Source organism: Streptacidiphilus sp. PAMC 29251, from assembly GCF_054208735.2.
This window is the reverse complement of the sequence record NZ_CM135725.2, coordinates 359,296-383,503: the sequence shown is the minus strand read 5'-3', so window position 1 is coordinate 383,503 and position 24,208 is coordinate 359,296. Positions and strand designations below refer to the sequence as shown.

General features: G+C 69.7%; 20 protein-coding genes. 11 read left to right on the top strand and 9 right to left on the bottom strand.

Annotated features, from left to right (window positions below; all coding sequences use genetic code 11):
* Positions 1 to 14: 14 nt before the first annotated feature.
* On the bottom strand, positions 15 to 2,276 hold the full coding sequence (recD2, locus tag ACXKR8_RS02010; RefSeq protein ID WP_458271166.1) for an SF1B family DNA helicase RecD2: 2,262 nt from the start codon (positions 2,274 to 2,276) through the stop codon (positions 15 to 17).
* 314 nt (positions 2,277 to 2,590) lie between these two features.
* On the opposite strand from recD2, the gene ACXKR8_RS02005 reads away from it, so the two are divergent.
* Complete coding sequence (locus tag ACXKR8_RS02005) at positions 2,591 to 3,805, top strand: hypothetical protein (protein ID WP_458271165.1); 1,215 nt, start codon at positions 2,591 to 2,593, stop codon at positions 3,803 to 3,805.
* Between the two features lie 11 nt (positions 3,806 to 3,816).
* A complete protein-coding gene (locus ACXKR8_RS02000; protein ID WP_458271164.1) occupies positions 3,817 to 4,566 on the top strand; it encodes a phosphotransferase in 750 nt (249 codons plus the stop codon).
* A gap of 63 nt (positions 4,567 to 4,629) precedes the next feature.
* Here ACXKR8_RS02000 and ACXKR8_RS01995 read toward each other — a convergent pair whose 3' ends face one another.
* A complete protein-coding gene (locus ACXKR8_RS01995; RefSeq protein ID WP_458271163.1) occupies positions 4,630 to 4,803 on the bottom strand; it encodes a hypothetical protein in 174 nt (57 codons plus the stop codon).
* Positions 4,804 to 5,990: 1,187 nt separating this feature from the next.
* The gene (locus ACXKR8_RS01990) at positions 5,991 to 6,827 is read right to left on the bottom strand and encodes a hypothetical protein (protein WP_458271162.1); all 837 of its coding nucleotides are present in this window, start codon (positions 6,825 to 6,827) and stop codon (positions 5,991 to 5,993) included.
* Positions 6,828 to 7,389: 562 nt separating this feature from the next.
* Between ACXKR8_RS01990 and ACXKR8_RS01985 the strand changes: the two genes are divergently transcribed.
* Entirely contained in the window at positions 7,390 to 8,619 is a 1,230-nt protein-coding gene (locus ACXKR8_RS01985; protein WP_462100245.1) for a hypothetical protein, read from the top strand.
* On the top strand, positions 8,616 to 8,780 hold the full coding sequence (locus ACXKR8_RS01980) for a hypothetical protein (RefSeq protein WP_462100244.1): 165 nt from the start codon (positions 8,616 to 8,618) through the stop codon (positions 8,778 to 8,780). Before ACXKR8_RS01985 ends, ACXKR8_RS01980 begins: the two co-directional genes overlap by 4 nt.
* A gap of 402 nt (positions 8,781 to 9,182) precedes the next feature.
* Here the strand turns inward: ACXKR8_RS01980 and ACXKR8_RS01975 are convergent, their stop codons facing one another.
* Positions 9,183 to 10,985, bottom strand: a complete 1,803-nt coding sequence (locus ACXKR8_RS01975) for a hypothetical protein (protein WP_458271160.1) — start codon at positions 10,983 to 10,985, stop codon at positions 9,183 to 9,185.
* Between the two features lie 362 nt (positions 10,986 to 11,347).
* On the opposite strand from ACXKR8_RS01975, the gene ACXKR8_RS01970 reads away from it, so the two are divergent.
* The 6 genes from ACXKR8_RS01970 (at position 11,348) to ACXKR8_RS01945 (ending at position 18,346) form a co-directional block, all read left to right on the top strand.
* On the top strand, positions 11,348 to 11,683 hold the full coding sequence (locus tag ACXKR8_RS01970; protein ID WP_458271159.1) for a WhiB family transcriptional regulator: 336 nt from the start codon (positions 11,348 to 11,350) through the stop codon (positions 11,681 to 11,683).
* Positions 11,684 to 11,933: 250 nt separating this feature from the next.
* Positions 11,934 to 12,266 (top strand): hypothetical protein, encoded by a 333-nt coding sequence (locus ACXKR8_RS01965; protein ID WP_458271158.1) that lies wholly within the window; start codon positions 11,934 to 11,936, stop codon positions 12,264 to 12,266.
* Positions 12,267 to 12,507: 241 nt separating this feature from the next.
* A complete protein-coding gene (locus tag ACXKR8_RS01960; protein ID WP_458271157.1) occupies positions 12,508 to 15,375 on the top strand; it encodes an NACHT domain-containing protein in 2,868 nt (955 codons plus the stop codon).
* 215 nt (positions 15,376 to 15,590) lie between these two features.
* Entirely contained in the window at positions 15,591 to 17,429 is a 1,839-nt protein-coding gene (locus ACXKR8_RS01955; protein WP_458271156.1) for a hypothetical protein, read from the top strand.
* 306 nt (positions 17,430 to 17,735) lie between these two features.
* Entirely contained in the window at positions 17,736 to 18,092 is a 357-nt protein-coding gene (locus ACXKR8_RS01950) for a hypothetical protein (protein ID WP_458271155.1), read from the top strand.
* Entirely contained in the window at positions 18,089 to 18,346 is a 258-nt protein-coding gene (locus ACXKR8_RS01945; protein ID WP_458271154.1) for a hypothetical protein, read from the top strand. Before ACXKR8_RS01950 ends, ACXKR8_RS01945 begins: the two co-directional genes overlap by 4 nt.
* A 213-nt stretch (positions 18,347 to 18,559) precedes the next feature.
* Here the strand turns inward: ACXKR8_RS01945 and ACXKR8_RS01940 are convergent, their stop codons facing one another.
* From ACXKR8_RS01940 to ACXKR8_RS01925, 4 genes are all read right to left on the bottom strand, one after another.
* A complete protein-coding gene (locus ACXKR8_RS01940) occupies positions 18,560 to 18,829 on the bottom strand; it encodes a hypothetical protein (RefSeq protein ID WP_458271153.1) in 270 nt (89 codons plus the stop codon).
* 115 nt (positions 18,830 to 18,944) lie between these two features.
* Positions 18,945 to 19,400, bottom strand: a complete 456-nt coding sequence (locus ACXKR8_RS01935; RefSeq protein ID WP_458271152.1) for a hypothetical protein — start codon at positions 19,398 to 19,400, stop codon at positions 18,945 to 18,947.
* 66 nt (positions 19,401 to 19,466) lie between these two features.
* Positions 19,467 to 20,198 (bottom strand): SOS response-associated peptidase, encoded by a 732-nt coding sequence (locus ACXKR8_RS01930; protein WP_458271151.1) that lies wholly within the window; start codon positions 20,196 to 20,198, stop codon positions 19,467 to 19,469.
* Between the two features lie 56 nt (positions 20,199 to 20,254).
* On the bottom strand, positions 20,255 to 21,730 hold the full coding sequence (locus tag ACXKR8_RS01925; protein WP_462100243.1) for an IS4 family transposase: 1,476 nt from the start codon (positions 21,728 to 21,730) through the stop codon (positions 20,255 to 20,257).
* Positions 21,731 to 22,343: 613 nt separating this feature from the next.
* Between ACXKR8_RS01925 and ACXKR8_RS01920 the strand changes: the two genes are divergently transcribed.
* A complete protein-coding gene (locus ACXKR8_RS01920; protein WP_458271150.1) occupies positions 22,344 to 23,633 on the top strand; it encodes an ISL3 family transposase in 1,290 nt (429 codons plus the stop codon).
* Here ACXKR8_RS01920 and ACXKR8_RS01915 read toward each other — a convergent pair.
* Positions 23,515 to 24,201, bottom strand: a complete 687-nt coding sequence (locus ACXKR8_RS01915) for an FRG domain-containing protein (protein WP_458275279.1) — start codon at positions 24,199 to 24,201, stop codon at positions 23,515 to 23,517. The genes ACXKR8_RS01920 and ACXKR8_RS01915 overlap by 119 nt on opposite strands.
* Between the last annotated feature and the right edge of the window lie 7 nt (positions 24,202 to 24,208).

Here is a 24,208-nt window from a genome sequence, read left to right as displayed (position 1 = left end):
CCTTGGTTCTGGCGTCAGTACAGCGGGATCTGCCCGTTGCCGCCGATCTGCGGCGGACCCTCGCCCGTACCCAGGTGAGCGCGCAGGCGCCCGGCCAGACCGGTCAACCGAACCGCCGGCGCGGTGGTGACCGCCATCTTGTACGCGTCCAACTCGCCCACCAGGACCAGCTGCCGACGAGCCCGCGTGACCGCGGTGTAGAGCAGGTTGCGGCGCAGGTGAAAGGCAGTACGCATCGACAGCGGCACCACGACCACCGGGTACTCGCTGCCCTGGGCCTTGTGGACGCTGATCGCGTAGGAGTGCAGCAGGTCGCCGAGCTCGTCGAAGGAGTAGAGGGCCGTGTCGCCGTCGTCCAGCAGCACCTCCACCTCCCGCTGCTCCTGGTCCATGCTCACCAGGGTGCCGACCGAGCCGTTGAACACCCCGTTCGGCCCCTTGCTGCGGTCGTTGCGCTGCGGCATGACCCGGTCCCCGAGCCGGAAGGAGCGCTCACCGACCCGGTGCTCGGCGTCGCCCGGGCGCAGTGGGTTGATGACGGCCTGGAGCTTTCGGGCCAGGGCGTCGGACCCGAGTTCCGGATGGCGGCGGCTGGGACACAGCACCTGAACGCCGCCCGGCGCGAGCCCGAGCCGGGCAGGCAGCCGGCGGGTGGCCAGGTCCAGGACCTGATCGGGGATCTCGTCCGCGTTGGGGACCTCCCAGAACCAGTACGCCCCCTTGCTGTACGGCTTCAGGCCCTGGTTGATCAGGTGGGCGTTGGCGGTGATGGGGCTGTCCTCGGCCTGCCGGAAGACATGCGTCAGCCGCGTGCGCGGCAGGGCCCGGACCGCGAGCAGGTCCCGCAGCACGCACCCCGGGCCGATGCTGGGCAGCTGGTCGACGTCGCCGACGAACACCAGGTGCGCACCGGTGGGGATCTTGGCGACCAGGCGGGCGCACAGCGCGGTGTCGAGCATCGAGGCCTCGTCGACGACGAACAGGTCCGCAGCCAGCGGGTCGACGTCGAACAGGCTCTCGCCGCTTCCGCCTGGGCGCGCCATCAGCAGCCGGTGCACGGTCAGGGCCTCGGCACCCGACAGCTCGGACAGGCGCTGGGCCGCGCGGCCGGTGGGCGCCGTCAGCGTCACCTGGGCGCCGCAGGCTTCCGCCAGGGCGACGATGGTGGCGACCGTGTGGCTCTTGCCGCACCCCGGGCCGCCGGTCAGGATCGACACCGGCTCGCTGAGCGCCATCCGGACCGCCTGCTCCTGCTGCTCGTGCAGGGCCGGGGCATCCGGCGCAAGGCGCAGGTCTGCGGTCCAGTCCGCACGCCGGCTCAGCGAGGTGCGAGTCCTGCGAAGCCGCCCGATGTGCCGGGTCAGCGCGTCCTCCGCGCCGTGGGTGCGCGCGCTGAAGACCGCCATCCGCTGGGCGTCGATCCCGTCCGGACCGCGGTGCGCCACCAACTCGGCCACGACCTCGCCCCGCTCGCGCAGCACGTCCAACTCGCGGGCGATCAGCGCCCGGTCCTGGCCCAGCGCCTGGACCGCCTTGTTCAGCAGCACCGGCTCGGGCACGTAGGCATGCCCCTGTCGGCCGATCTCCTCGTCCAGGGCGAACAGCAGGCCCGCGCGTAGCCGCTGGGAACTGCGCTCGGGGACCCCGAGCGACAGCGCCAGCTGGTCCGCGCTCAGGAAACCGATGCCCTCGACCTCGACCAGCCGGTACGGCTCCTGCCTGACCAGGGTCACGATGTCGGTGGCCTCCTGGGCGAACCGTGCCGCGATCCGAGGCGCGAAGCCGGCCGGAACTCCCGAGCCCTGCAGCAACAGCATCAGCTCACGCATGTCCTTGTGACGCTGCCACCCCGCCAGGATCGCGGCATACCGGGTCGGCCCGATGCCGAAGACCTTGCGCAGCTGTTCAGGGTCCTCATCGATCACGGTCATCGTCGGTACGCCGAACGCGTCCACGATGGCGTGGGCGATCTTCGGACCGATGCCGCGGATCAGCCCCGACGCGAGGTACAGGCGCATCGCGGCGACGCTGGCGGGGAGCACGTGCTCACAGCCCCGGACACTGAACTGCGGTCCATGGGCGCCGCGTTCATGTCGGCCGGACAACCGAAGACTCTCCCCGGGCTGGGCACCGACCAGCACCGTTCCGGCGGCCTTGACGATCGTCTGGTCCCCGGTGTCCAGGAGGAGGACGGTGAAGCCGCGGGAATCGACGTACACCACCCGCTCGACGACGCCCTCCAAGGCCTCGTCCGGCAGTTCCTCAGCACCCGCCACCCCTGGCCCGCCTCCAGCGTCCCCGCCCCGCCAGCCTCCTGACGGTGATCACCCGAACGGTAGCGGTCGCCGCTGCCGCTTGCGGTCCGATCCGCCCACCCGCCCGCGCTGCCGAGGGGCCTGTTGACGGGCCATCCCGGGACGCGATTCGCCCGAACGAGTGGCTTCCAGGCGGAACCTGCCCGGTCGTATCCTCAGGCCTCGCATCGTGCAGTGGCGGTGGAGGACTCGGCCTCGAACGCTTTCAATGGTCGAAGGGTCGCTCGCAGCTCAGCGTCACCCGGGATGTCAGCGGCCCATCCCACAATAAGACCGTGAGCAGCTTCAACGCCGACTCGGTCGACGACGACGAATCCGAACCTGGACCCGCCGCAGCCAGGACCCCGATCCCGCAACCCATGATGGACTTCACCGCCCTCGACGCCATCCGCCGTCAGGCCACCCACCTCCACCGAGCCCAGCTCGCGGCACTGCGCACTGCAGCCCAGGCAGGCCTGAACCGCGGCTACCCGGCCGCCACCTACTCCGCCGCCGCCGCCGACTTCGCCAGGAACTCGGTCCTGCACACGCTGGCGAACTACGGGCCGCGGCCGGCCGACACCTTCCGCCAGGCGTTCGCGGCCACCGCCGCTCTGCCTGACTACAGCAGGACCCTTGCCGCCCAGATGACGCCCCTGCTCGACCTGTCCCGGCAGCAGGCGGACCGCCTCCGCTCGGTGCAGGGCTTCCGGGGCCCCGACCTGGGCGCGGTGATTCCGGGCCTCGGAGCCTGGTACCGGGACTTCGGCGATCAGATCACCCGCATCGCGGACAACATTTTGCCCGCCAACCTGAGCCCGTTCGGCGACGACGACTGGGCGGTGATCTTCGAGATCAGTGCCGAGGACGCGATGGCGCTGGCCTGGGCTCCGCGCACCACCACCGTCCAGGCGCTGCTCGCGGCCCCGGACCGCACCGCCCGGCTCGCGGTCCTGGACGAGCGGCGCGAATCGGTGCTGCAGGACCTGGACACCGGCTTCGGACAGCTCAGCCACCCGGCCCTACTGGAGCTCGGCGAACTCGGCCGGCATGCCGTGGCCGCCGCCCGGGCCGACATGCCCCAGGCCGCCCTGGCGCTGTGCGCCTCACTGCTGGAGACCGCGATGAAGAGCCACGGCCTGCCCTGGCTGCTCCAGGAGTACCCGGAACTGTTCCCCAGCGACAAGGTGGGAATCGGGAGGGCCCTGTCCCAGACGTGGACCAAGGCCCCCGGCGTCGGCGCCAGGGCCTTCTCCTACGTCCGATGGCTGGTCATCGCAGGCCTCCAGGACTCCTTCCAGTACGAAGGCGCCGCCCGGGACCGCTTCAATCGCCACCGCATCGTCCACCAGGCCAGCCGGGCGACCTACAAACCCGAGTACACGCTGCCGGCGCTGCTCAACGTCCACGCGCTGCTGCACCTGATCGAATGGCACGTCGACCTTCCGGACCAGGACCTGGTGGATCCTGAGGAGTTGGGTAACGGACCGAGGACGGTATCCGACCCGTGAGGGGCGCGGCAGTGGACGAACGCAACGACGAAGTCGCCCTGGACGGCGGCCGCCTCACTGCCGGTGTGGTGCGGATCGGCGCAACCGTGCGTCGTCCGGCCTCGGGCTCCTCCGCGTTCACCGCGGTGCTTCTGCAGCACCTGGAGGCCAAGGGCTTCGACGGCGCCCCCCGCTACCTGGGCCGAGACCCGCAGGGCCGCGACATCCTGCAGTACCTGGAGGGCACGGTGCCCGCCCGGTTCCAGCGCTGGACCGACCAGCAGGTCGCAGCAGCCGGCCAGCTGCTGCGCCGGTTCCACGACGCCACCCGCGGCAGCGGCCTGGCCCGGGGGCACGAGGTGGTTGTCCACGGTGATCCCGGGCCGAACAACGCTGTGATGGCCCCGGACGGGACTCCGTTCGCGTTCATCGACTTCGACGGCGCGGGCCCGGGCACCGCCCATCGGGATCTGGCGTACCAGCTCTGGTCCTGGGTCCTGTCCAGCCGTCCCGGCTCCTGGCCCGTTCACGCGCAGGCCGCGCAGCTGAGGGTGATGGTCGAGGCCTACCGCGCTGAAGACCGTGACCGTGAGCTGCTGGTCGACGCGATCCTGGAGCGGCAAGAGGAGAACGCCAGCTGGTGGCGGCGGCAGGCGGCGGCCGGGCCGGGGCCGCACGGTGCCAGTGTCGAACAGATGGCCGACCGTGCCCTGTGGTCCGAGCGCGAGTACGCCTTCACCCAGGCGAACCGCAGTGCCTGGGAAGCAGCTCTGTTCGCCTGAGCGCGCAGCCGGAGGCGCTCACCGAAGGGTGCCGCTGGTCGTCGCTCTCGCTGGCTCGGATCCTCAGGGCTGCGGGAGGCGGTAGACGGAGCGCTCGTCCTCGCGCAGGGGAAGGTCGGGGCGGACCCGGCGGGGACGGATCCAGCGCCGCTCGCGGAGGTAGGTGACATTCTCGACGCCGGTCTTGTAGACGGGACCGATGAGGCGGTCCTCGGCGTCCCGGATGCCGATCCGCACGTGTTGTGGCGCCGGCCTTTCGCGGTCGTGCCGCTGGTGAGCAGGAATCCGAGGGTCGTGTCCAAGGTGCCGTCGTCGTGTGCCGCCAGAACGCCACCCAGGACGACCAGGTCGGTGCCCAGCACGCTGCGCCCGTTGTCGACCATCTCGGCCAGCAACTGGTCGTCGGCCTCGACGGCGTTGATGGGGATCGGCTCGTGGTAGACCAGGGACCACCGGCCGGAGATGCGCATCGCCGCCAGGGTATCCGCGTCGGCGACTGCGGTGGTGGCTACGTCCCAGGCCAGTGGGGCTGGGATGAAGTGGGTGTGGGGCAGCGCCAGGTAGGCGGCGGTCACCGTCGGTGCCACCAGGGCGCGCTCCATACGGGCCTCGGCTGTCAGGGGGCGCTCACAATCGAAGATTGCTGCGGTGACCAGTTCGTGGCGAAGAGCGCTGATGTCGGTGGGCACGATGCCGGTCAGGTCCAGGGCGAGTCGGTGCGGGCTGACGCGGGCGTAGGCGTGGTCCCAGTCCCAGTCCGCCTTGAGGGTCTGCAGCATCAGGCCGGCGATGTCCAGGCCGCCGCCGGGGGCTCGCGGGTCCGGGACGAACATCATGGCCTGCTGCCACGCGGGGAGGTCGTGCCAGTTCACCCCGTGCTCAGCGGCGAGGAGTTGCCGTGTGCCGCTGTCGGCCAGGGCCCGGTCCCGGTACCAGTTCATGGCTTCGCGGAGGCGGTCGTCGCGCTCTCCGAACAGGAACCGGCTCCAAGCACCCTTGGCGGCCACGATTCCGCCGCCGTCGGGGCTTCCCCGTTTCGTGCCGTGGTCCTTCACGGGACCACCCTAGCCATGTGCGGCACCGTCACCCGGGAGACTGCGTCGCCGGGTTGACAAGCAGACGGGTGCCGGCGAGCCCCGGACCGGCCGGCGTCCCGTGGCACACGCGGGGGTGGGCCTGTCCCGGACCCGGTACGCCCCTCGGTCCCCGTCCCCCTGAGCTGAACGGTGACTCCGGGGCTCTACCGAGCCGTCCAGGGCGTGTCGAGGACGCAGTCGGCCCAGGAGGTCACGGGCGGCGGAGCGGTCCGCGGTCAGCCGCTCGCAGACTCGGCCGGTGGCCGTGATCCACCCGAATTGGTGACTGTTGCACCCGGGGGCGATGGAGAAGATCCAGCCGAGCAGGTCCTGTTCGCCGCCGCGCCGCTAGACCCGGATCAGGTTGTAGGCGCAGGGGAAGGCCCGGAGGGCGGAGCCGCGCGCGTCCTCGTCGTCGGTCAGTCCTGGTGCCGCGTCGAGATGGGCCTTCATCGCGGCTGCCGCCTCTTCGTGGTACTGGTGGATGCGCCTGCTCACGGTGCCGCCGGGTGTCACCCAGGCGCAGGCGTTGGTGGTCTGCCGGCTCAGCCGGAAGGTGTGCCCGAGCAGCTGCCCGGCATCGTTGCGGACTGGCTTGAAGCAGTGCGGGCCGGGATGGACGCAGGCCGCGGCCGCTCGGCCGGTGGCAGTCTGCTCCGCCTCGATTCGGCGCGCAGTTCGCAGCGCCGCGGTCGCCTCCTTCCTGGAGGCGCTCCAGGTACCGCAGGACTGCGCGTCTACGCTCACCCACCCGAACACCAGGCCGCTTCCACCGGGGTCCGGTGTCCGGTAGACCCAGCCGGCGAGGTCCTCGGCTTCCAGGACCGGCTGGACGTCGAAGTCGCGCCCGCGGCTGTGCCGGCCCGCGACGTGGAGAGGCTCCGATGGCACACGCAGCCGCAGGAGGTCGTCAGCCACCGGGGGCGGCGGCTGCGGGGTGCCGTTGGGCACGGTGACCTCGAGCACCTCCTTGTAGGAGGGACCGAGCTCGGCAACCCACGCATGGATGGAGAAACGGGTGACCACGGCCCGGCCGTGTCGCTGGAGCTCCTGGAAGTCGCGGAGGTGAAGCGTGGTGTCCCAGCTGTGGACGACGGCCTTGGCCCGCAGCGTCTGCCATGCCCTGGTCGCTGGCGGTGAGAGCGGGCGGGGCGGTCGGACGGCGGGGGGAGTGAGCTGGTTCAAGGGAGAACTCCTGCTGGTGGTCGGTTGGCCGCACCCGGGCTTGGGGCGCGCAGCAGCGGCCCGTGCCGAGAGGGCCGCATTCCCGACCATGCGGGAACCACCACCAGAGGCCGGCAACCTCCGCAACCAGTGTGCCCTCCCGTGCCGGTGGTCCTCAGTCAGATCCCTCGAACCGGCGTGTCCCGCCCGGTTCCATGGAATGGACCGGAGCCGTGGGGGTCAGCGACCGGCTTGGTGGGCCGCGGCGCTATCCAGCGCCCACAGTAGGACGCTGCGGCTGGTCGACCGCATCTCGGCTGCATCCTCGGCGCGGAAGACTCGGGTGGGCTCGGCCTGGAACGCCGTCAGCTTCTACCTCTGAGTCCCCGGGGTGCGGAATCGCGCAGGCCGAGTACCTGTGCCAGCACAGACTGTCGGCCGGTGTCGTGACCGGTGCGCCAGCTTCAGGAGGTTCCGAGGGATCCCCATGCCGTTGTAATCATAGATTTGGATGCGTTGTAGGTAGGAAGCTGCTACGTTGTAAATAGATACAACGCCAATAGTTCCGGAAGGTACAACGCTCATGCAGCTGATCCAACCCCTCGCGAACGGCCTCCACACCGACCACCCGATCCCCGGCCTGCCCTTCGTCGACGACTCACACATCCCCATCCACGACGCCGCCGCGGTCGAGTCCATCGGCCGAAACAAGACCGAGGGCATGTGGGGCCGCGAGGATCCCGGCCCCGCCGGCCAGGGCGACTGGCTCGCCTTCACAACCGACCCGCGAAACCACGACCTCGCCTGGTGCGTGCGCCACCACCCCGTCCACGGCACCACCGTGATCCTGGTCCGCGACGGCGACGCCTCGCCCATGCACGCCGACTGGCAGAACTCGACCCTGCTCTACCGCCAGGGCGGCTACTGGTGGGATGGCCAGCAATGGTACCGGCCCAAGCAGGTCTGGGACCCCGCCAGCGGGGACTACGCCGCCCGCCCCGTCAAGGGCGCCGTCACCGTCAGCGCCGCTGACCTGCTCGACGACAGCGCCGACCCTCGCGGCGGCAGCATCACGGCGATCACCGACTTCGACATCGACACACGCCCACCCGACCGGTGGACCGACCACCTCGCCCTTTGGGCCGACAAGCGCCAGCAGCGCGGAGAGCAACTGCCGCTGGAGAAGTGCGTGGTGCGCCTGTCCGCACCCGAGCTCGGCGCCGACCAACTGCTCGGACTGGCCGAGCTCGCTGAGGCCGCCGGCATCGCCGCCCCGACCCTGCGCTCCTACATCTCCCGCAACCAGGGCGACGTTCCCGCCCCGCAGGCCGTCATCAGCGGCCGCAGCGCGTGGGCGCGGACCGTGGCCGCCGACTGGGCCGAGCTGCGCGCCCGCTCGGACGAGAACGTCAACGCCGTCCTGGCCGCCACCGACCCCGACCAGCTGCCCGTGGGACAGGCTCGGATCCGCGACGCCTTCGCCAAGATCTTCCACTCCGCCCTGTGGGGGCACCCGCAGTGGCGCAAGCGATGGGCGCTGCGGTTCCGCACCGAGGAGTCCGTGCGCGAGATCTGCCAGGACCTCGCCTACGGAGTGGCCGTCAACGTCGACCAGGTCCTGCCCCTGGGCGACCTGTCCACCACACTGCGCCACGCCCTACTGGACGAACTCGCCTACGGCCAGGACCTGCACAACCAGATCGAACGCCACTCGAAGAACCCCACCCCGGCCCACTTCTACGGCATCGGCTCGCCCGTGGCCCGGATGCTCGCCTGGCTCGTGAAGACCGACCCCGACCGGCCGGCTGGATGATAGGAGAACTGGTCGGCCAGGCTGAGAGCCGCCTGGAGATCCCGCGTGACGTCACTGCCAAATCCCTGAGCACCGCCCTGTCCCTGGACGGCAAGCTCGAGGACGGCGTGCTCGACGACTTCCTCGGCCGAGTCCTGCCGCCTGCGCCCAGCTCGCACTGACGCACCACCAACGCCCGCCGGGCCCCAGCCTGGCGGGCGGAAGCGCGACCCCTCACCCTCCCCGGGATCCCGCTCGGTGTAGCCGCTCGCAGCCAGATCGAGCCGGACATCCCCCGCATTGACCAGGATGGACCGTAATACGTTCGAGAGCTGGAATTCCCTGCGGGTCCGGCCAAGTCGCTGCCGTTGGCCCGAACCCGAGGACGGTCACCGAGGCGGCCACCTCAGCGCTGTGGCCGAAAGGTCGAGGTGCAGGACACCGCGGAGCCCTGTTCGGGCCAGGCGACATCGACCTCGGCCAGGTCGAGCTCCCAGATGGTGCGCCGCCTTCCGCAGCGGGACCCCGGTGCCAGCTCCGGCCGGGACGCTCTTGCTGGGCGTCCCGGCCGTGATGCCGGGCATTCAGCCCGTGGCGTCCGGGCGGCGCAGGGCGGCGATGTCGCTCAGCATCATCCCCGCCAGCGCCTGGCCGTCCCAGATTCCCAGCCAGGGCACATTGCGCGGACCGGTGCTGGTGGCGTGCACGTCCACGACGGTCACGTCCACCCAAGCCGGGTCGGGCCGCCTGCCCAGGTGGCCTGCCCACAGGACCTGGACCGGCAGGTCCTGGCCGAGGTACGCGCGGGCCTGGCGGACCGCGTGGCCGGCGTCGTCGGACGGGATCCACCACCCCAGCCGCTCCCATGCGCCGTCGGCCGTCGCCTCCAGCGGGCCGTGCCCGTCGAGCATGGTGCCGGCCACCTGCAGCCGCAGCTCCTCGCGCAGGTGGGCGACGACGTCGTTGACGGGAGCGGTGGACCCGAAGGCCTCGGCTCCTTCCTCTTCGGCGGACACGGCCATCCCGTCCCACATCGTCTCCGGCTGGGGAGCCCCGGGGATCTTGTTGAGGATCACGGCGAGCTGGGCGGCCCGGTCGATGCCGTGGCTGATCCCGGCGTCCGCGCTGCGCCGCGCGGGGCGCCGGTCGCCGGACTGCGCGCCGTTGCGCCGCTGCGGCTCGTCGGGTGCGTCGCGCATGCCGTGGCCCAGCAGCAGCGGAAACAGCAGATAGTCGAGGAGGACCTCCAGACCGCCTTCGATGTTCACCGCGTCGCCCGCGACCCGGAACGGCTCGTTGATCTGCGAGAGCCCATCGCTGGTCGAAGCGATGACGTGGACCGGTCGGCGGTGCCGGTCACGCTCGTAGGACTGGGTGGTGAAAGCAATCGCGTAGCCGACGGCGCTGTGCCACAGGCTTTCCCGCCACCGGACCTCGGCCTCGCGGCACAACACCTTGGCCTGTGTGCGGGCCTGGGGGCAGTGCAGGTCCAGGGCCTGGACCACTGTTCGCAGCGAGGCCCCGGCACCCAGCTGCCGAAACGCAGCGTGGCGGTCCTCGGCCGGAGGCGGCCAGATCCAGCACTGGCCCAGCGGGTCGTTCCAGCGGCTCATCAGCATCGGCCACCCCTTGCGCCAGCGCAGCTCACGCACCGCGCGGGTGCCCAGGTTCGCGCCGCAGGTCAGGGCGAGGACCGCCACGACCGCGTCCCAGCCGGCGGGAGCGACAGGTCCTCGTAGGCGAGCCGGTCGATCTGGACGGCCAGGTACGGCAGATCGGTGTGCGGTAGCGCTGGTCCCCGTCCCAGATGCACGCCGGGCACACCGCGTCGGCGCTGGGGGAGTCCTCAGCAGGTGATGCTCGGGGTACCGGTCCCCGCACACCGGGCACGGCGTCGTGGACAGCTCCTCCATCCCCCGCACCCGCTTGAGCCGGGTGCGTGCGAGTTCGGCGTCCAACTGCTCGGCGGCAGCCTTCGGGGCGGTGGTGCCCGCCGTCCCCCACTCGAGGTCCTCCACCGAGGCGTTGCCGGCCGGGCAGATTGTCATCAGATGCAGGGAGCCCGCAGGGTCGACCAGGCTGGCGTCGTCGGGATCGTGCTGCTCCTCGTTGCCCTCGCGCCAGACCTCGAGCTGGACGGATCCGGTCGGACCGGCATGGCCGCTGTAGGTTCCGTTCTCCGTGTCGTCGTCGGCCTCGGTCGGCCACCCGCGGGCCCGCAGCTGCTCCAGGACAGCGGTCAGGTAGGCCTTGGCCGAGGTGGGTGCGGCGTCGGGGGAGGTGGTCTGAACCCGGATGTGGCGCAGTGCGGTGGTGTAGTTCTCACCGCCCTGGTGGGCGGCCATCCGGGCCCGGGCCGCTTCTTTGGCGGCATTCGAGGTGGTCATGGTGGTCCTGTCAGCGGCCCGAAGTCCCGCACCTTCCGGCCGGCGGCGTATCGCGTCCAGGGCCAGGGAAGAGCACTCCCGTACGGGCCCGAAGGGCCTTGTCCTCGGCGCCGGTGTCCCTGCGGGCGGACCCCGGCTCGGAGAGCGGCGGGTACGAACAGGCCGCCAGCACAACAGCTTAGCGGTGGCGCGGCGCCTGCGGGGATGAAGGGTCAGCCGTCGCCAGGGCGGCGGAAAGTCGGGAGTTTCACGGGACTTCACTCGATCGGGTTGCTCCTTGACGCTGCGGCCGAAGGGTGTCGTAACCTCACTCTCCAAAGGCTGCGCGGGGGTGGAGCCGCTGGCGGGGAGGGGGCAGCGCGATGGTGGACGACGACTGGGGCGTGCGGGCCGCGTGTCGAACCGGCGATCCGGAGGAGCTCTTCGTTGAAGGAGCGGCGCAGAACCGGGCGAAGGCCGCCTGCACGGGGTGTCCGGTCGCGGTGGAATGCCTTGCCCATGCCCTGGACGAGCGCATCGAGCACGGCGTGTGGGGAGGTATGACCGAGAGGGAGCGCCGAGCTCTGCTGCGTCGCCGGCCGACCGTGACGTCCTGGCGCCGTCTGCTGGAAGCAGCGCGGGAAGAGCACGAGCAGCAGGTCGGCCGTCAGCCGGCCGAGGAGTCCGCCGCGATCCACGGCCGGGCCCGGGCAAGCTAGTCACGGTGGGCGGCGAAGTCCGTCAAGGCGGTCGGCTACTCCCAGACGTCCGCGTTTCCGCCTCTCCACACTACGGGTGTGTCGGGTGGAAGTCCGGCTCGGGCGAGGAGGGTGTCCACGCCGTCCCAGCACTGGGCTCGCCCGACGTCGCAGCTGCCGATCTGTACCGGCCGGCCGGGGCCCTGCGGTGAGGACTCCATGGGCCACACCACGACCAGCGGCGTCGACCTGGCATTCACGGCGCTGGGTCGTGTGTGCTGCCTACGACTCGAACGGCGCCCGCGTCGACTACGCCAGCGTCCGCTACCTGTGGGACCGACGCAGGCACCGCCGCACCCTCAAAGGCACCTGGGACCTACACGCGGCCCAGCTCGCCCTCGCCGAGCGCGGCGCCGTGGTCTACCGCGAGCCCTGTCCGCACTGCCACCTCGGCATCTGGGGCGGTACACCGGACGGGGACTGGGTGCACGCCGCCCACGGACTTGCGCAGTGCCCGGACGGGAAGGGCGGCGACTGCAACATCTGGACGCCCCGCTACTTTGGCGACCTCCGCCCGTGGCCACCCACCGGTTCCTGCTGGTGATCTTGACCTCTCCCCTGCGCCGAAGCAGTCCTCGCCCTGCTGAGCTGCAGTCGGCGTCGTGCGGTCCGCGCACGACGCGCCGCAGTCCGGCGGTGTCCTCATTCTGCTGCAGAGCGGGATCGCTGGAGGCAGGCTCGGAGCATCCTGGCGCGGAACGGTCCCCGCGTACTTCGCTTACCAGCTCACCATGGGAGTAGCACCGGCGTTTGTTCTCCGGCGTGTGTGAGAGAAGGATGGGGCGATGGACTACGCCCTGAGCGGCCTGACGACTGGTTCGTTTGAACAGCTGACCGGTGCGCTCGCAAAATGCGTACTGGGGCCTGGGGTTGCGGTGTTCGGCGACGGCAAGGACGGTGGCCGGGAGGCCACGTTCGACGGCCCGGTGTCATTCCCGTTTCCGGATCGGCAGTGGGACGGCTACGGGGTTATCCAGGCCAAGTTCCGGCGGCGCTCGGCGGGGGACATCCCTGACGCGGAGTGGATGGAACGCAAGGTCAGGGCGGAGTTGAAGGCGTGGCTGGACCCGGCATCCAAGCGCGGCCGGTTGCCGGAGTACCTCCTGTTCACCACAAACGTCGTGCTGTCGCCGGTGCCAGACGTCGGCGGCATCGCCCGCGTTGAAGCCGTGATCGAGGAGGCCGCGAGCCGTCTGGGGCTGCGGGGGTGGGCGGTGTGGCACTACGACGAGATGTGCACCTATCTCGACATCCACACCGACATCCGCCGAAACTACGCCGGCTTCATTACCCCCGGGGACGTACTGAGCAACCTCCTGGACACTGTCCCAGACGCGGCCGCTGAGACAACTCAACTCATCCGGTCCCATGCCGGTCACGAACTCCTTGCCGAACAATGGGTGCGCCTTGGCCAGGCCGGAGCCCAGGCCGAACGGCAAAGGATCAGCCTGGGAGCGGTCGCAGTCGACCTCGAAGCCGAGATCACAGAACCAGGAGGATCCTCCGCGTTCATGTACGCGGGACGCCACGTCATCGAACGCGGTGACGCGGTGCTGCGCCCCTCCCAGCTCCCTGCCGACCAGGTACCTCATGTCGTGCTGATCGGCGGGCCGGGGCAGGGGAAGAGCACCCTGGGTCAGCTGATCTGCCAGGTCTATCGAGTCGCCCTGCTCGACGAATCGGGCGACGCACTGTTGACCGGCGAGATCCGCGAGTTCCTCCGCAGTATCAGGAGCGACTTCGGCGGCATCGATCTGCCCATGCCGCGGGCGAGGCGCTGGCCAATCCGTATCGCCTTGCACGACTTCGCCAACGCCATCCTGGGTGGCGAGGACCTCAGTTTGCTGCGTTTCATCACCAGGCAGGTCAACAAACGCTCCTCCTCGACCGTCACCGACAGCCAGCTCAAAGGCTGGTTGCGCACCTGGCCGTGGTTGCTAGTTCTCGACGGTCTGGATGAGGTGGCCTCCCCCCATACCCGCGAAGACATGATGGCCCGCATCTCCGCGTTCCTCCTGGACGCACGCCAGCTCGACGCCGACCTCCTGATCGTCGCCACCACCCGGCCCCAGGGCTACCACGGCGAGTTTCACGCCGGGGACTACGAGCAGGTACAGCTCGTGGACATGTCCACCGATGACGCGCTGCACTATGCCCACCGGCTCGCGGCGGCGCGCCATCACGATGACCCCGACATGCGGAGCACCGTGCTGGAGCGAACTGAGAGCGCCGCACGCGCACCTGCGACCACACGCCTCATGCGCTCCCCGCTCCAGGTGACCATCATGTCGCTGCTCGTCGAGCGCCATGCCCGGATGCCCCAGAACCAGTACGAACTCTTCGACGCCTACTACACGATCATCTATGAGCGTGAAGCCGACAAGCCCGGCGCCACCGGGCAACTGCTCGCCGACCACAAACACCACGTTCACTGGCTCCACCAGCACGTCGGCCTGCTGCTCCAATCCCGGGCCGGCCAGACCGGCCAGTTGGACGCGGTCATGCACGAGGACGAACTTCGCGAGCGCACCTATCAAAGACTCGTGGACGAGACCGACAACTCCGCTGAGTCCCAGACCTTGGCCAGCCAGCTAATCACCGCCGCCACCGACCGTCTCGTCCTGCTGGTGGCCCCCGACGCCGGGTTCATCGGATTCGAGGTCAGGAGCCTGCAGGAGTACATGGCTGCTCGCGCGCTGCTCTCCGGTCCGGACAACGACATCGTGCCCCGGCTGGAGGCCCTTGCCAGAAGTTCCTCCTGGCACAACACCTGGCTCCTGGCCGCAGCGGGACTGTTCACTCACCACCCGCATCTTCGTGACGCCCTGGTCAGCGCTCTACGCGAGGTGGACTCGCGCGATGAGGCGTCGATGGCACTGGCCCCCGGTGCTCGCCTCGCTGTGGACCTCCTCGCCGAGGAACTGACTCGCCAACAACTCCGCTACCACAATCTGCTGGTCCAGCACGCAGCCACGCTGATCGGGATGCCGCCGGGCTGGGACCTCGCTCGCATCGCGGGGCTCCTACTCGACGCTGCTGGGCGACATCCCCGGGCCCGGGGCATCATCGAGCACGAGATCAAGAGTGCGCTCAGAGCCCACGACGCGCGCCTGGTGACCGGCCTAATGATCCTGTCCCACTGGTCCACAGCCTCCGGGCCCATCGTGTCCGCCGCACGTCAGCTCCTTGACGCCACCGTCCGCCAACTGGGCGCTGAGGAACGGGCCGCAGCAATCCTGTTCTCTGGAGAATGGGACCAAGTGCCTGCCCTCCCCGGCCTGCCGCAGTTCCACCCTGCCGCGTTGGCAGGAGCGACACTCGCCGACTATCTACGTCCGCACGTGGCAACCACACTTCCGCAACCACAGGGTGCGGTCGTCGCGGCCTACCTCGAATCCCTGGAAGAGCACCAGGTTCATCTGGAAGTAGTCGAGGGCATCACCGTCCCCGTCGTTGAGCCCTCGATTCCCTTGGACACGGCGGGAGCGATCACCGCAGGAGGGGACCCGGCGATCATTGCGACGTGCACGGCAGCTCTCAATGCCCAGACCGCCATCGCCAGGACGGTTGCAATGACCTTGTACGGACTCCTCGCGATGGCCGACGAGATGGCCGCATCCCCGGACGTGCCCACGGTGTACGGGATCTCGTGATCCGATCTGAGGCGCACACGACGCTGGTGCGCCGACAGGGCGCGGTGACCTGATCAGGACAGCGAAGGCGACGGGTGGTCAGATCGGCTGGCGGTGCCGAAGAACACCGCCAGTCCCGCCGGACCGCCCCGGAGGCGGAACCCGAAAGAGAAGATCCACCGACAGAATTAACCAAAGCAGATACAAGAGCTAAACGAATCGTTTAGCGTACTCGCATGACCTTCCTCCGCTCGCGCGCCTTCCGCTCCCTCGACGACACCTACTCCAGTGCGGGTATCGCCCGTCTCACCGGCCTCAGCCGCGGCCGCGTGTCCCACCTGCACGGCGCCAAAGGACCGGACGCCCTGCCCGTGCCGGACGGCGAGGGCAGCACCGAATCGCGACCGCTGTGGCGCGGAGACACGGTGGCGCGCTGGTGCGCAGCGGCCGGACGGCGGCTGCCTCCGCAGACCGCGCCCTGGCTGCTGCCGGGTCCCGACGGGCCCCGGCTGCGCCCAGCTGGCCAGCAGACCCTGCACCTGAGCCAGACGAACCTGCCCGAGGCCTACGCCGCGTTCGCGACCCGTCCGGTCAACGTCCACATCGCCCGCTACACGGACGCGAACGGCCGGGGCCCCTCCGTCTGGCTGGCCACCGCGCTGATCCCCAGCGAGACGAGCAGCCTGCTGGGCTGGCCGCGGCCCTGGCCGCACGGCAGCCCGCTGAACCACCTGGTCCACGAGATCCTCGACGGCCTCGACGTCGACCACCACAGCAGCACGGATCTGCTGGGCACCCTGGTCCTGCTGCCGACCTCCGCCGCGCCCCACTACAGCGCGCTGTCCGGGGACGTGCGCCTGCTCGACCTCTACGAAGCAGACAGGCTCGGCGAGGAGGACCTGCACGACCGGCTGCGGCGACTCTCGCCCGGTGACGGCGAACTCGCCGACCTGGTCACTGCGATCGGCCACCGGCTCCCCTGGTGGCCGCCGGGGTGCGCCGCTCCTGCCCTGGTCGCCGCGTGGGCTCCCGACGCCCAGCGCGCCGCCCAGGTCCCCCCACCACTGGCGGACGCCCAGACCTTCGTCCGCCGCTGCGAGAGCGCCGCCGCCGAGCTGACAGGGACGCTGAGCGCCTCCGTCGAGGAACTCGGGACCTCCTGGTGGCACACCGCCGTGTCCGGCTGGCGTCCCGGCGGCTACCCCGACCATGGGGCGCTGCCCAAGGACTGCGATCCGGCGGCCTGGCAGATTGCCGCGCAATTCAACCTCCCCCCGGCCCCCGACCCGACCGGCGACTTCTGGGAGGGCCTGGAATGGGTGATGGAGCACGCGCCGTCGCGCCGACTGGCCCAGGACGCCCAGAAGATCTACGGCGACCCCAACAGCGCCGGAACCGTCGTCCTGGACCTGGCCACCCTGCCCAAGCAGGTCCGCACGATTCTGGGCCACCGCACCCTGCCCGCCGGTGAAGGGCCGGTCAACCACCGTGGCCAGCGGGTCCTGGACGCACTGGACGCCCACCCCAGCGCCAGCGCGGGCACGGTCCTGGGCACCTGGCCCCAGCTCGGCGGCCCGATCTGGTGCGCCACGTCCCCGGGCACCACCCTCATGGCACTGCACGTCCCGCGTACCCAGCCCGGCCCGGCCACCGAGGACGGCGACGCCACGGTCGGCGCGCCGCTGGAGATCGTGATCGCCCGGTCCGAGACCGCCCAGCCCGGCAACCCCGCACCCGTGGTCGGCATGGTCGTCACCGACCACGACCGCCTCCAACTGCTGCCGGCCCAAGGAGGACCCGCGGAGGTCGCCGCCGCGGTCGAGCACGCCGTCTGGCACCCCGGCGACCAGACGCTGGTCGTGGGCCTGATGCCGAGCCGGAACCAGGCCCTGGTCGCCGCGGTCGAGGCGCTGGTGGAGACCGGGCCGCGTCTGACACCGTGGAGCCAGCTGGCGGTGCTTGTCGCTTCCCACCCCGAGCAGCCGGGCGAGGACGAGTTCATCGAGTACTGCCCCTACTGCAACAGGCACTCCGCCGCCGCTGCGAAGCCGGCCCTGCAGGTCGAACCGCAGTAGCCACCGCCTCGATGCCGATCCCTGCCCGACGGCACGACGAGGCCCGCCCGGCACTGCTCTCCTTCAACTGGCATCGCGTCCAACCGCCTCCAGCGGCCGGGGCCGCCGGAGGCGCGGCGCCGAGCGGGTCCGGCCACGCCGGCTCCTGAGCCCGGAGCCTCACCGGAACGCGGGGCACCGCTGGCTCCCTCGGCGGTACGGTGGTGCCAGCAGTGAAATAGACGTGCGCCCGGTTCTACTGAGCGCAATCACGAAGTAGCTGAGAGCGAACCATGCGGGTGAAGGCTGCCCGTCCCGGAGGCCCCTTTGAGCACGCAGCCCTTCCACCCGGCCGGGGAGTCGATGCCCCGGCCGGCGAAGACCCCCGAGGCGCTGCGGTCCGCGTTGGCCGAGCTCGACCCCGCCCGTCTGGCCGAAATGGCCGCATCCAAGGACGAGGCGTTCGCCCTGGCCGCGCAGACCGGGAAGATCGGGCATATCCACGCCTGGATCACCTGGTGGGCATCGGTCGTGGAGATGGAACGCCGGACGGATCTGCGGACCCGGATGCGTGAGGCCGAGCACGCGGCCCAGACCCTGGACAACAGCGATCCCCGGTGGCAGGCCGCCATGTCGGAGATGGCGGTCGTCATGGACCAGGCGAAGGCGGCGGTCGAGGGGTGAGTTGGGCGTGGGAGTACCTGCCCAACGAGCACCACGTCACCGACGGAGTATCTCCGGTGGTGATCGCCGAAGTGGAGACCAAGGCCGACGAGCTGGTCCGGGCCGCCGCGGCCCTGTACCTGGACGGCACCACCCACACCGGCCCCGACGAGAAGATGAAGCAGCAGCTCATCCCGAACGGCTTCTTCCACTACACCGTGATCCGACGCCAGGAGCGCATCTATATTCTGCGCATCACCTACATCGGCGGCTAGCGAACGCCTCGGGGCGTCAGGCCAGGGCGTCCAGCGCCGCCCGGAACTCCTGTGCGATGAGGAGCCCCGACCCGGGCACGGGTGCGCGAGGTGCCCTCGGCCCGGTTGCGCGCCACCGTCTCGACGGCCGCCCGAGGGGGCGTGGGCCTGTCGCCAGGTGCAGGACCGGTCCGTTATGGCAGCCAGGGAGCTGGCACGGGAGAGAGGACCTTCTCACTCCGGGGAGTCGATGAGCCGTCGTCCGGCCTCAGTCAGCCTGGCCACCCATTTGCGTCCCTTGCGGTCCCGTTCAGGATGATCTTCGATGTCGGCCAGGCCGAGCTTCATCAGCGCCTTGATCGTCGCGAGGTGAATGCCACCGGGCTGCCGGGCGGCGATCAAGCCCCGATTCTCCAGGCGCCGTAGCTCGGCCAGCGCCTCCCACCCCCGCTCGGACAGAGAACTGGTATCGATGGCGATCGGAGCACCCTCTCCGCTCGACATCAGACGGCCCTCAGGTGTCGGCGCAGCTCGGCGCCCGCAGCGCTGGCGAGCTGGAGGGGTCGCATCCCGGGCAGGACCTGCACCGCGTCCGGCGGCTCCTCAGCCATCGCGCCCCTCACCACTCGCTCGCCGCGTTGACCGGGCGCAGCCGCTCCCCCGGGGCCAGACTGCCCTTGGTCCCCACAGCAGACAAGAACATCCTGACGCCGCCGGTAAAGTCGATCGTGGCCCCGAACACCACGGCCGGCGGCGCGGGCCTGGTGCTGTAGCGGTCCCACCGTACGACCCCGGGGGCGGTCACAGCCACGGCCAGCAGCGCCTGCTCCATCGCACCGAGCGGGACCTTCGCGGCGGTCAGGTCCGGAACCGCCACCGGTTGAAGCTGCTCCTTGGCATCGGCGGCCGGCGCGACGCCGGACGCGCCGGTGACCATCCAGCACACCCATCCTGGGCGTCCGTCGAGCTGCACGCCCAGTCCGTAGGGCCGCTCCTCCCAGACCTCCGTGCGGGCGACGCCCGGGGAACTGGGGAGGTGCGTGCAGAGCAGGTCGCGCAGTTCAAGGGGAGTCATGGCGGCACGGTACCGGTGTTTGATTGCCGCGACGGTGGCCGGGCCACTGTGTCCCGAGGGCTGCGGCTACAGGTCGACTTCCGCCAGTAGTTCGGGACTGTCGTTGCGCACCGAGTTGACCGCTGTGGATACCGGGCGGGCGGTCAGGTTCCCGGCGGCGGGCTGCTCGAGGAGGGCTCGCAGATCGACGACGTCCTGGTGCTCGGGGTTCAACCAGTCCTCCCAGTGCTCGGGGGCCACGGTCAGCGGCATCCGGGGGTGGACTCGGCCTGCGGCGTCAGTTGCCTCGGTTGTGATGATTGCGCAGGTCGTGACCCACGCGTCCGGGTCGTCCTTTCGGGACGGGTCGCGCCAGAACTCGAACAGGCCGGCCATGCTCATCCCGCCGGCCGGGTCATCGGGGCTGATGAAGTACGGCTGCTTGTGCGCCTTGCACCCCTCCTCTGCCGGGACCGGGTCCCACTCGAAGAACCCGTCGGCAGGCAGCAGGCACCTTCGCTTGGAGAATGCGTGGCGGAACGAAGGCTTCTCGTGCACCGTCTCTATCCGCGCGTTGATCATCCGAGAGCCGATGGACAGATCCTTCGCCCAGGACGGCACCAGGCCCCAGCGAAGCGGGCGCAGCTGGCGTTCGACTTCGGAGCCGTCCTTCACCGCCCGCTCCAGCACACCCCAGACGTGGTCGGTGGGGGCGATGTTCCAGGACGGTGCCAGGTATTGGTCCTGGTCGGGCAGGGCCGCTTGGTAGGTGGCCGCCAGGTCCTGAGGGCTGCGAGTGGAGACGAATCGGCCGCACATTTCCCTATACCGTCCATGTGTTGAAGGGCCATGGGGCCTGGTCCAACGTCGCTTGGCTAGGCCGCGGCGGTGAAGTGTTCGAGTGTTCGTGATTGTTCGTCAAGGTTGTTGTGGGTGCAGAGGGTGACGACGGTTGCCGGGTTGCCGGGTCGGTGTGCCTGGGGGAAGAGCTGCAGCTTGACGGTGTGTGTGACGCGGGTGGTGGCGGGCTCGTCGGGTTTCAGGGTGCGGTATCCGGTGCCGCTGCGCTTGGCGGCACGGGGTGCGGCGCGTCCGGGTCGGGGTGTGACGGCCTGGCGGATGAGGTCGGCGCGGACGTCACGGGCCTTGGCGGCCAGCTGGCGAGGGGGAAAAGCCGTCCCGACGGTGCGTCGGACGGCGGCGAGGGTGTTCTTGAAGCTGATCTCCGCGGCGGGAACGTGGGCCTGCTCGGCGGAGTCGAGGGCCAGCTCGTGGACTGCCTGGTAGACGCAGAGCATCGCCCACAGTTCCTGCTCGACCATGGCGGGGCTGTTCGAGCGCAGGGTGGCGGTGCGCCCGCCGCGCTGTTCGATCTTGATGTGCTTGAAGATCGTCTCGCTGGTCCAGCGGGACGTGTAGAGCTCGGCCAGCTCCTGTGCGGGCGCGGTGACGGGGTCGAGCAGGGTTGTGATCAGGCAAAACAGCTCCGAGGTCTCCTCCGTGGTCCCGTCGGGGCCCCAGGTGGTCGTGGTCACGGTGTACTCGATGACCCGCACCGGCATCCGCTCGCCCTTGCGTCGCCCGCGCAGTTCGCTCAGGTAGGTGCCGTCGGGCAGCACCTGGACCAGCGGCAGGGCGAACGACTGCGAGACGCGCCACAGGAGTTGGGCCCCGGTGGCCGCGGTGTCGGTGCACAGGCCGTAGGCGGGGAAGCCCCGGTCTGCCAGCAGCAGCATCTCTGGCCCCAGCAGGGGCAGCAGCCGCAGCGCCAGGGTCCGCTCGCCGACCGCGAAGGAGTCGAAGACGGCCCCGATCATCGCCTTGGTGCCGCACTCCACCAGGGCCAGCAGTCGTACCTGCGGATACGGCCCCGGGCCGGCGGCGTTCGAGGAGCGCGTGTACGCGGCGGTGTTCTTCTCGCTGTCGGGGACGTCGACCAGGGTTCCGTCCATGGAGGCCAGGCGCAGTCCGCGCCAGAACGCCCCCGGTGTGGCGGGCGTCCCCCTGGCGCCGGCGACCCGGTCGAACAGCAGCCGCAGCGGACCGGGCCCCACCCGCGCCCGCGCCTCGGTCAGGGCTCCCGTGGTCGCCGGCCGCCAGGTCTCGCCCGCACGGCGCGGCCAGTTCTCCACCAGCTCGCGCAGCACCAGCCCGTAGCCGTAGCCGGTGAACAGCCACATCGTCAGAACGAAGTTGACCATCAGCGACGAGGGCAGGGACTTGGTCCGCTCCTCCCGCGCCCCGGCCTCATCGACGACGAAGTCGACCAACTCGGGCGTAAAGGTGCGCGACAGCAGCCCCATCCGCAGCCGCTCCGGGTAGCTCTCACCAGCTATGTGATCACGTGGCACAAGATCCAGACCTTAGCCGATCATGAGCTTCCCAAGCGACGTTGGGGCCTGGTCTGAGTGGGGTGGACTGGGTGGAACGGAAGTGTGTGCCCGGCCCGGGCTCAGGGCTGCGGGCGGCATTGAAATCATAGTCTCTCCCGCTTGAATCCGCCCTATTGACTATCGGACAACAATGGTCCTGATCTCGCGTTCTGCCTCACGCATAGCCAGACGCCGGACCTCGCTAACGGGCGGATACATCGTATCAATTGTCAGCCCATCCTTCTCTGCTGCTAGGCGCTCGCGAAGGGTTCTCTTCCAGCATGCCGGAATTCGAATCGTCCATGCTGTTGCTGGCCATCCCGGCCCCTGAGTCCGACTCTGAGGGAATCTGATCGTCAGGGTGGTAACCGGGTCTTCGAACTTGATGGGTCGTCAGCGGCGTGAGGCCATCTGTTCGTGACGCTGGGTGATGATGTGAGGGTGCTGGTACCCCGGACGCAGGGAGCCCGCAGGGCTTCGTGATCATGGTTCTTGTCTAGAGAACCAACCACGGAACACCTGCGGGCTGAACATCAACGATACCTGTACCGATTCGGACGCGACGCTGCTGCTGGGCCTGGAGGGTCTGGGGGTGATCAGGGTGGAGGAGGCCGGTGCGGTTCTGGTCGTGCACGTGGCAACCGTGGACGGATCCGCGCGGGCATGCCCGGGGTGCGGGGTACTCTCCGGTACGCGCAAGGGTGGCCGCGTCACCAGCCCGCGCCAACTGTCCTACGGTGGGCGGGCGGTGGATCTTCGCTGGCACAAGTCCCGATGGCACTGCCGTGAGCGACTGTGCCCGCGCTCCTCGTTCACCGAACAGGTCCGCCAAGTTCCGGCCGGGGCCCGGCTGACCGACGTGCTGCGACGCGAGGCCGGACGCGTGGTGGCCGACGGCGGCCGAACGGTCCTCCAGGCCGGCCGCGACCTGGGCATCTCCTGGCCCACCACCCAAGCCGCCTTCGAACAGTACGCCGAGCTCGTCCTGCCTGATCAGACGCCCGCAACCGAGGCCGTCGGCATCGACGAGACTCGCCGGGGCAAGCCGGTGTGGCGGGAGAACCCCGAGACGGGCAGGTGGGAGCTGGTCGCGGACGCCTGGCACATCGGCTTCGTCGACGCGGTCGGCGGCCAGGGCCTGCTCGGGCAGGTCGAGGGCCGCAATGCCGCCTCCGTCGCCGCCTGGCTCACCATCCAGCCCGGGACCTGGAAACAGCAGGTCAAGTACGTGGCCATCGACCTGTGCGCCACCTTCCGCGCCGCCGTGCGCACGGCCCTGCCCCACGCACGGATCGTCGTGGACTGCTTCCACGTCGTCCAGCTCGCCCAGCGCCACCTCGCCGACCTGCGCCGCCGCCTCACCTGGAGGCACCACGGCCGCCGCGCCCGCAAGGGCGACCCCGTCTGGAGCGTCCGCAAGCTCCTGCGCCGCAACAAGGAAGACCTCACCGCCGAAGAACTCGCCACACTCACCGGCGAGTTGACCGGCATGGGCACCTACGGCAAACAGATCCTCGACGGCTGGCGAGCCAAGGAGCTCCTGCGCGATCTGCTGCGGCTCACCGCCAAGCACGCCCACGTCCTTCCCGACCGCTCCGCGGTCTCCGCCGCCCGCTACCGCTTCCAGGCCTTCTGCGCCGACCACCCTTACCTGGTCGAGCTCGTCACTCTTGCCGAGACGGTCGATCAGTGGTGGGACGGCATCGAGAACTACATCAAAACCGGCATAACGAACGCCGCATCCGAAGGGAACAACCGCGTGATCAAACTCGAAGCCCGCAAGGCCTACGGCTTTCGCAACCGCCAGAGCCAACGCCTGCGATCACACTGCGCAACCACCCGAAGGGCACGCGGCAAGCTGATGACCCATCAACTTCGATGACCCTGGTAACCATAGACAGCTCGACGGCAGTCAGCCTTCTATGCTGATATTGCATTCTCTGCCTCTCGTTACTGGCTGCCAGGCCGCCCACGAGAAACCTCCCCCGCTGCGCACGCATGCGGGGGTCGAGATCCATCGGCTCGGCAATGGCGACGCGATTGGTCCACGCCGACTTCGAGTAACGAGTACCGAGTGCAGAGCCCTTCCAGGGCAAATCGGAACTTCCATCCAGATTGATCTTGTCAAGCTTTCCGTTCTTCGGATGAAGTTGGATGGCAAAGAGTCGACCATCAAAGTCATCATCCCGGTCGACCGCAAAGAACAGGGCCTCTTTAGGGCGCACGGAGACGTCAATGAGCCGAGTCGGGATACCGTGATGCTGTAGGACGGCAAGAAGTTCACCGTCCATCATCAGCCGCCCGAGTCCTTCTTGGCGCATGGCGCCGATGATTCGGGCCTCAGTTCTTTCCATCAGTTCCTCCGTCACTCGCTCCACATGTGTGCGGCAGAGGCGGAAGAGGCTAGACGACAGCCCGTATTCGGCATTAGGCTGACCGCGATAAGCCATATATTGA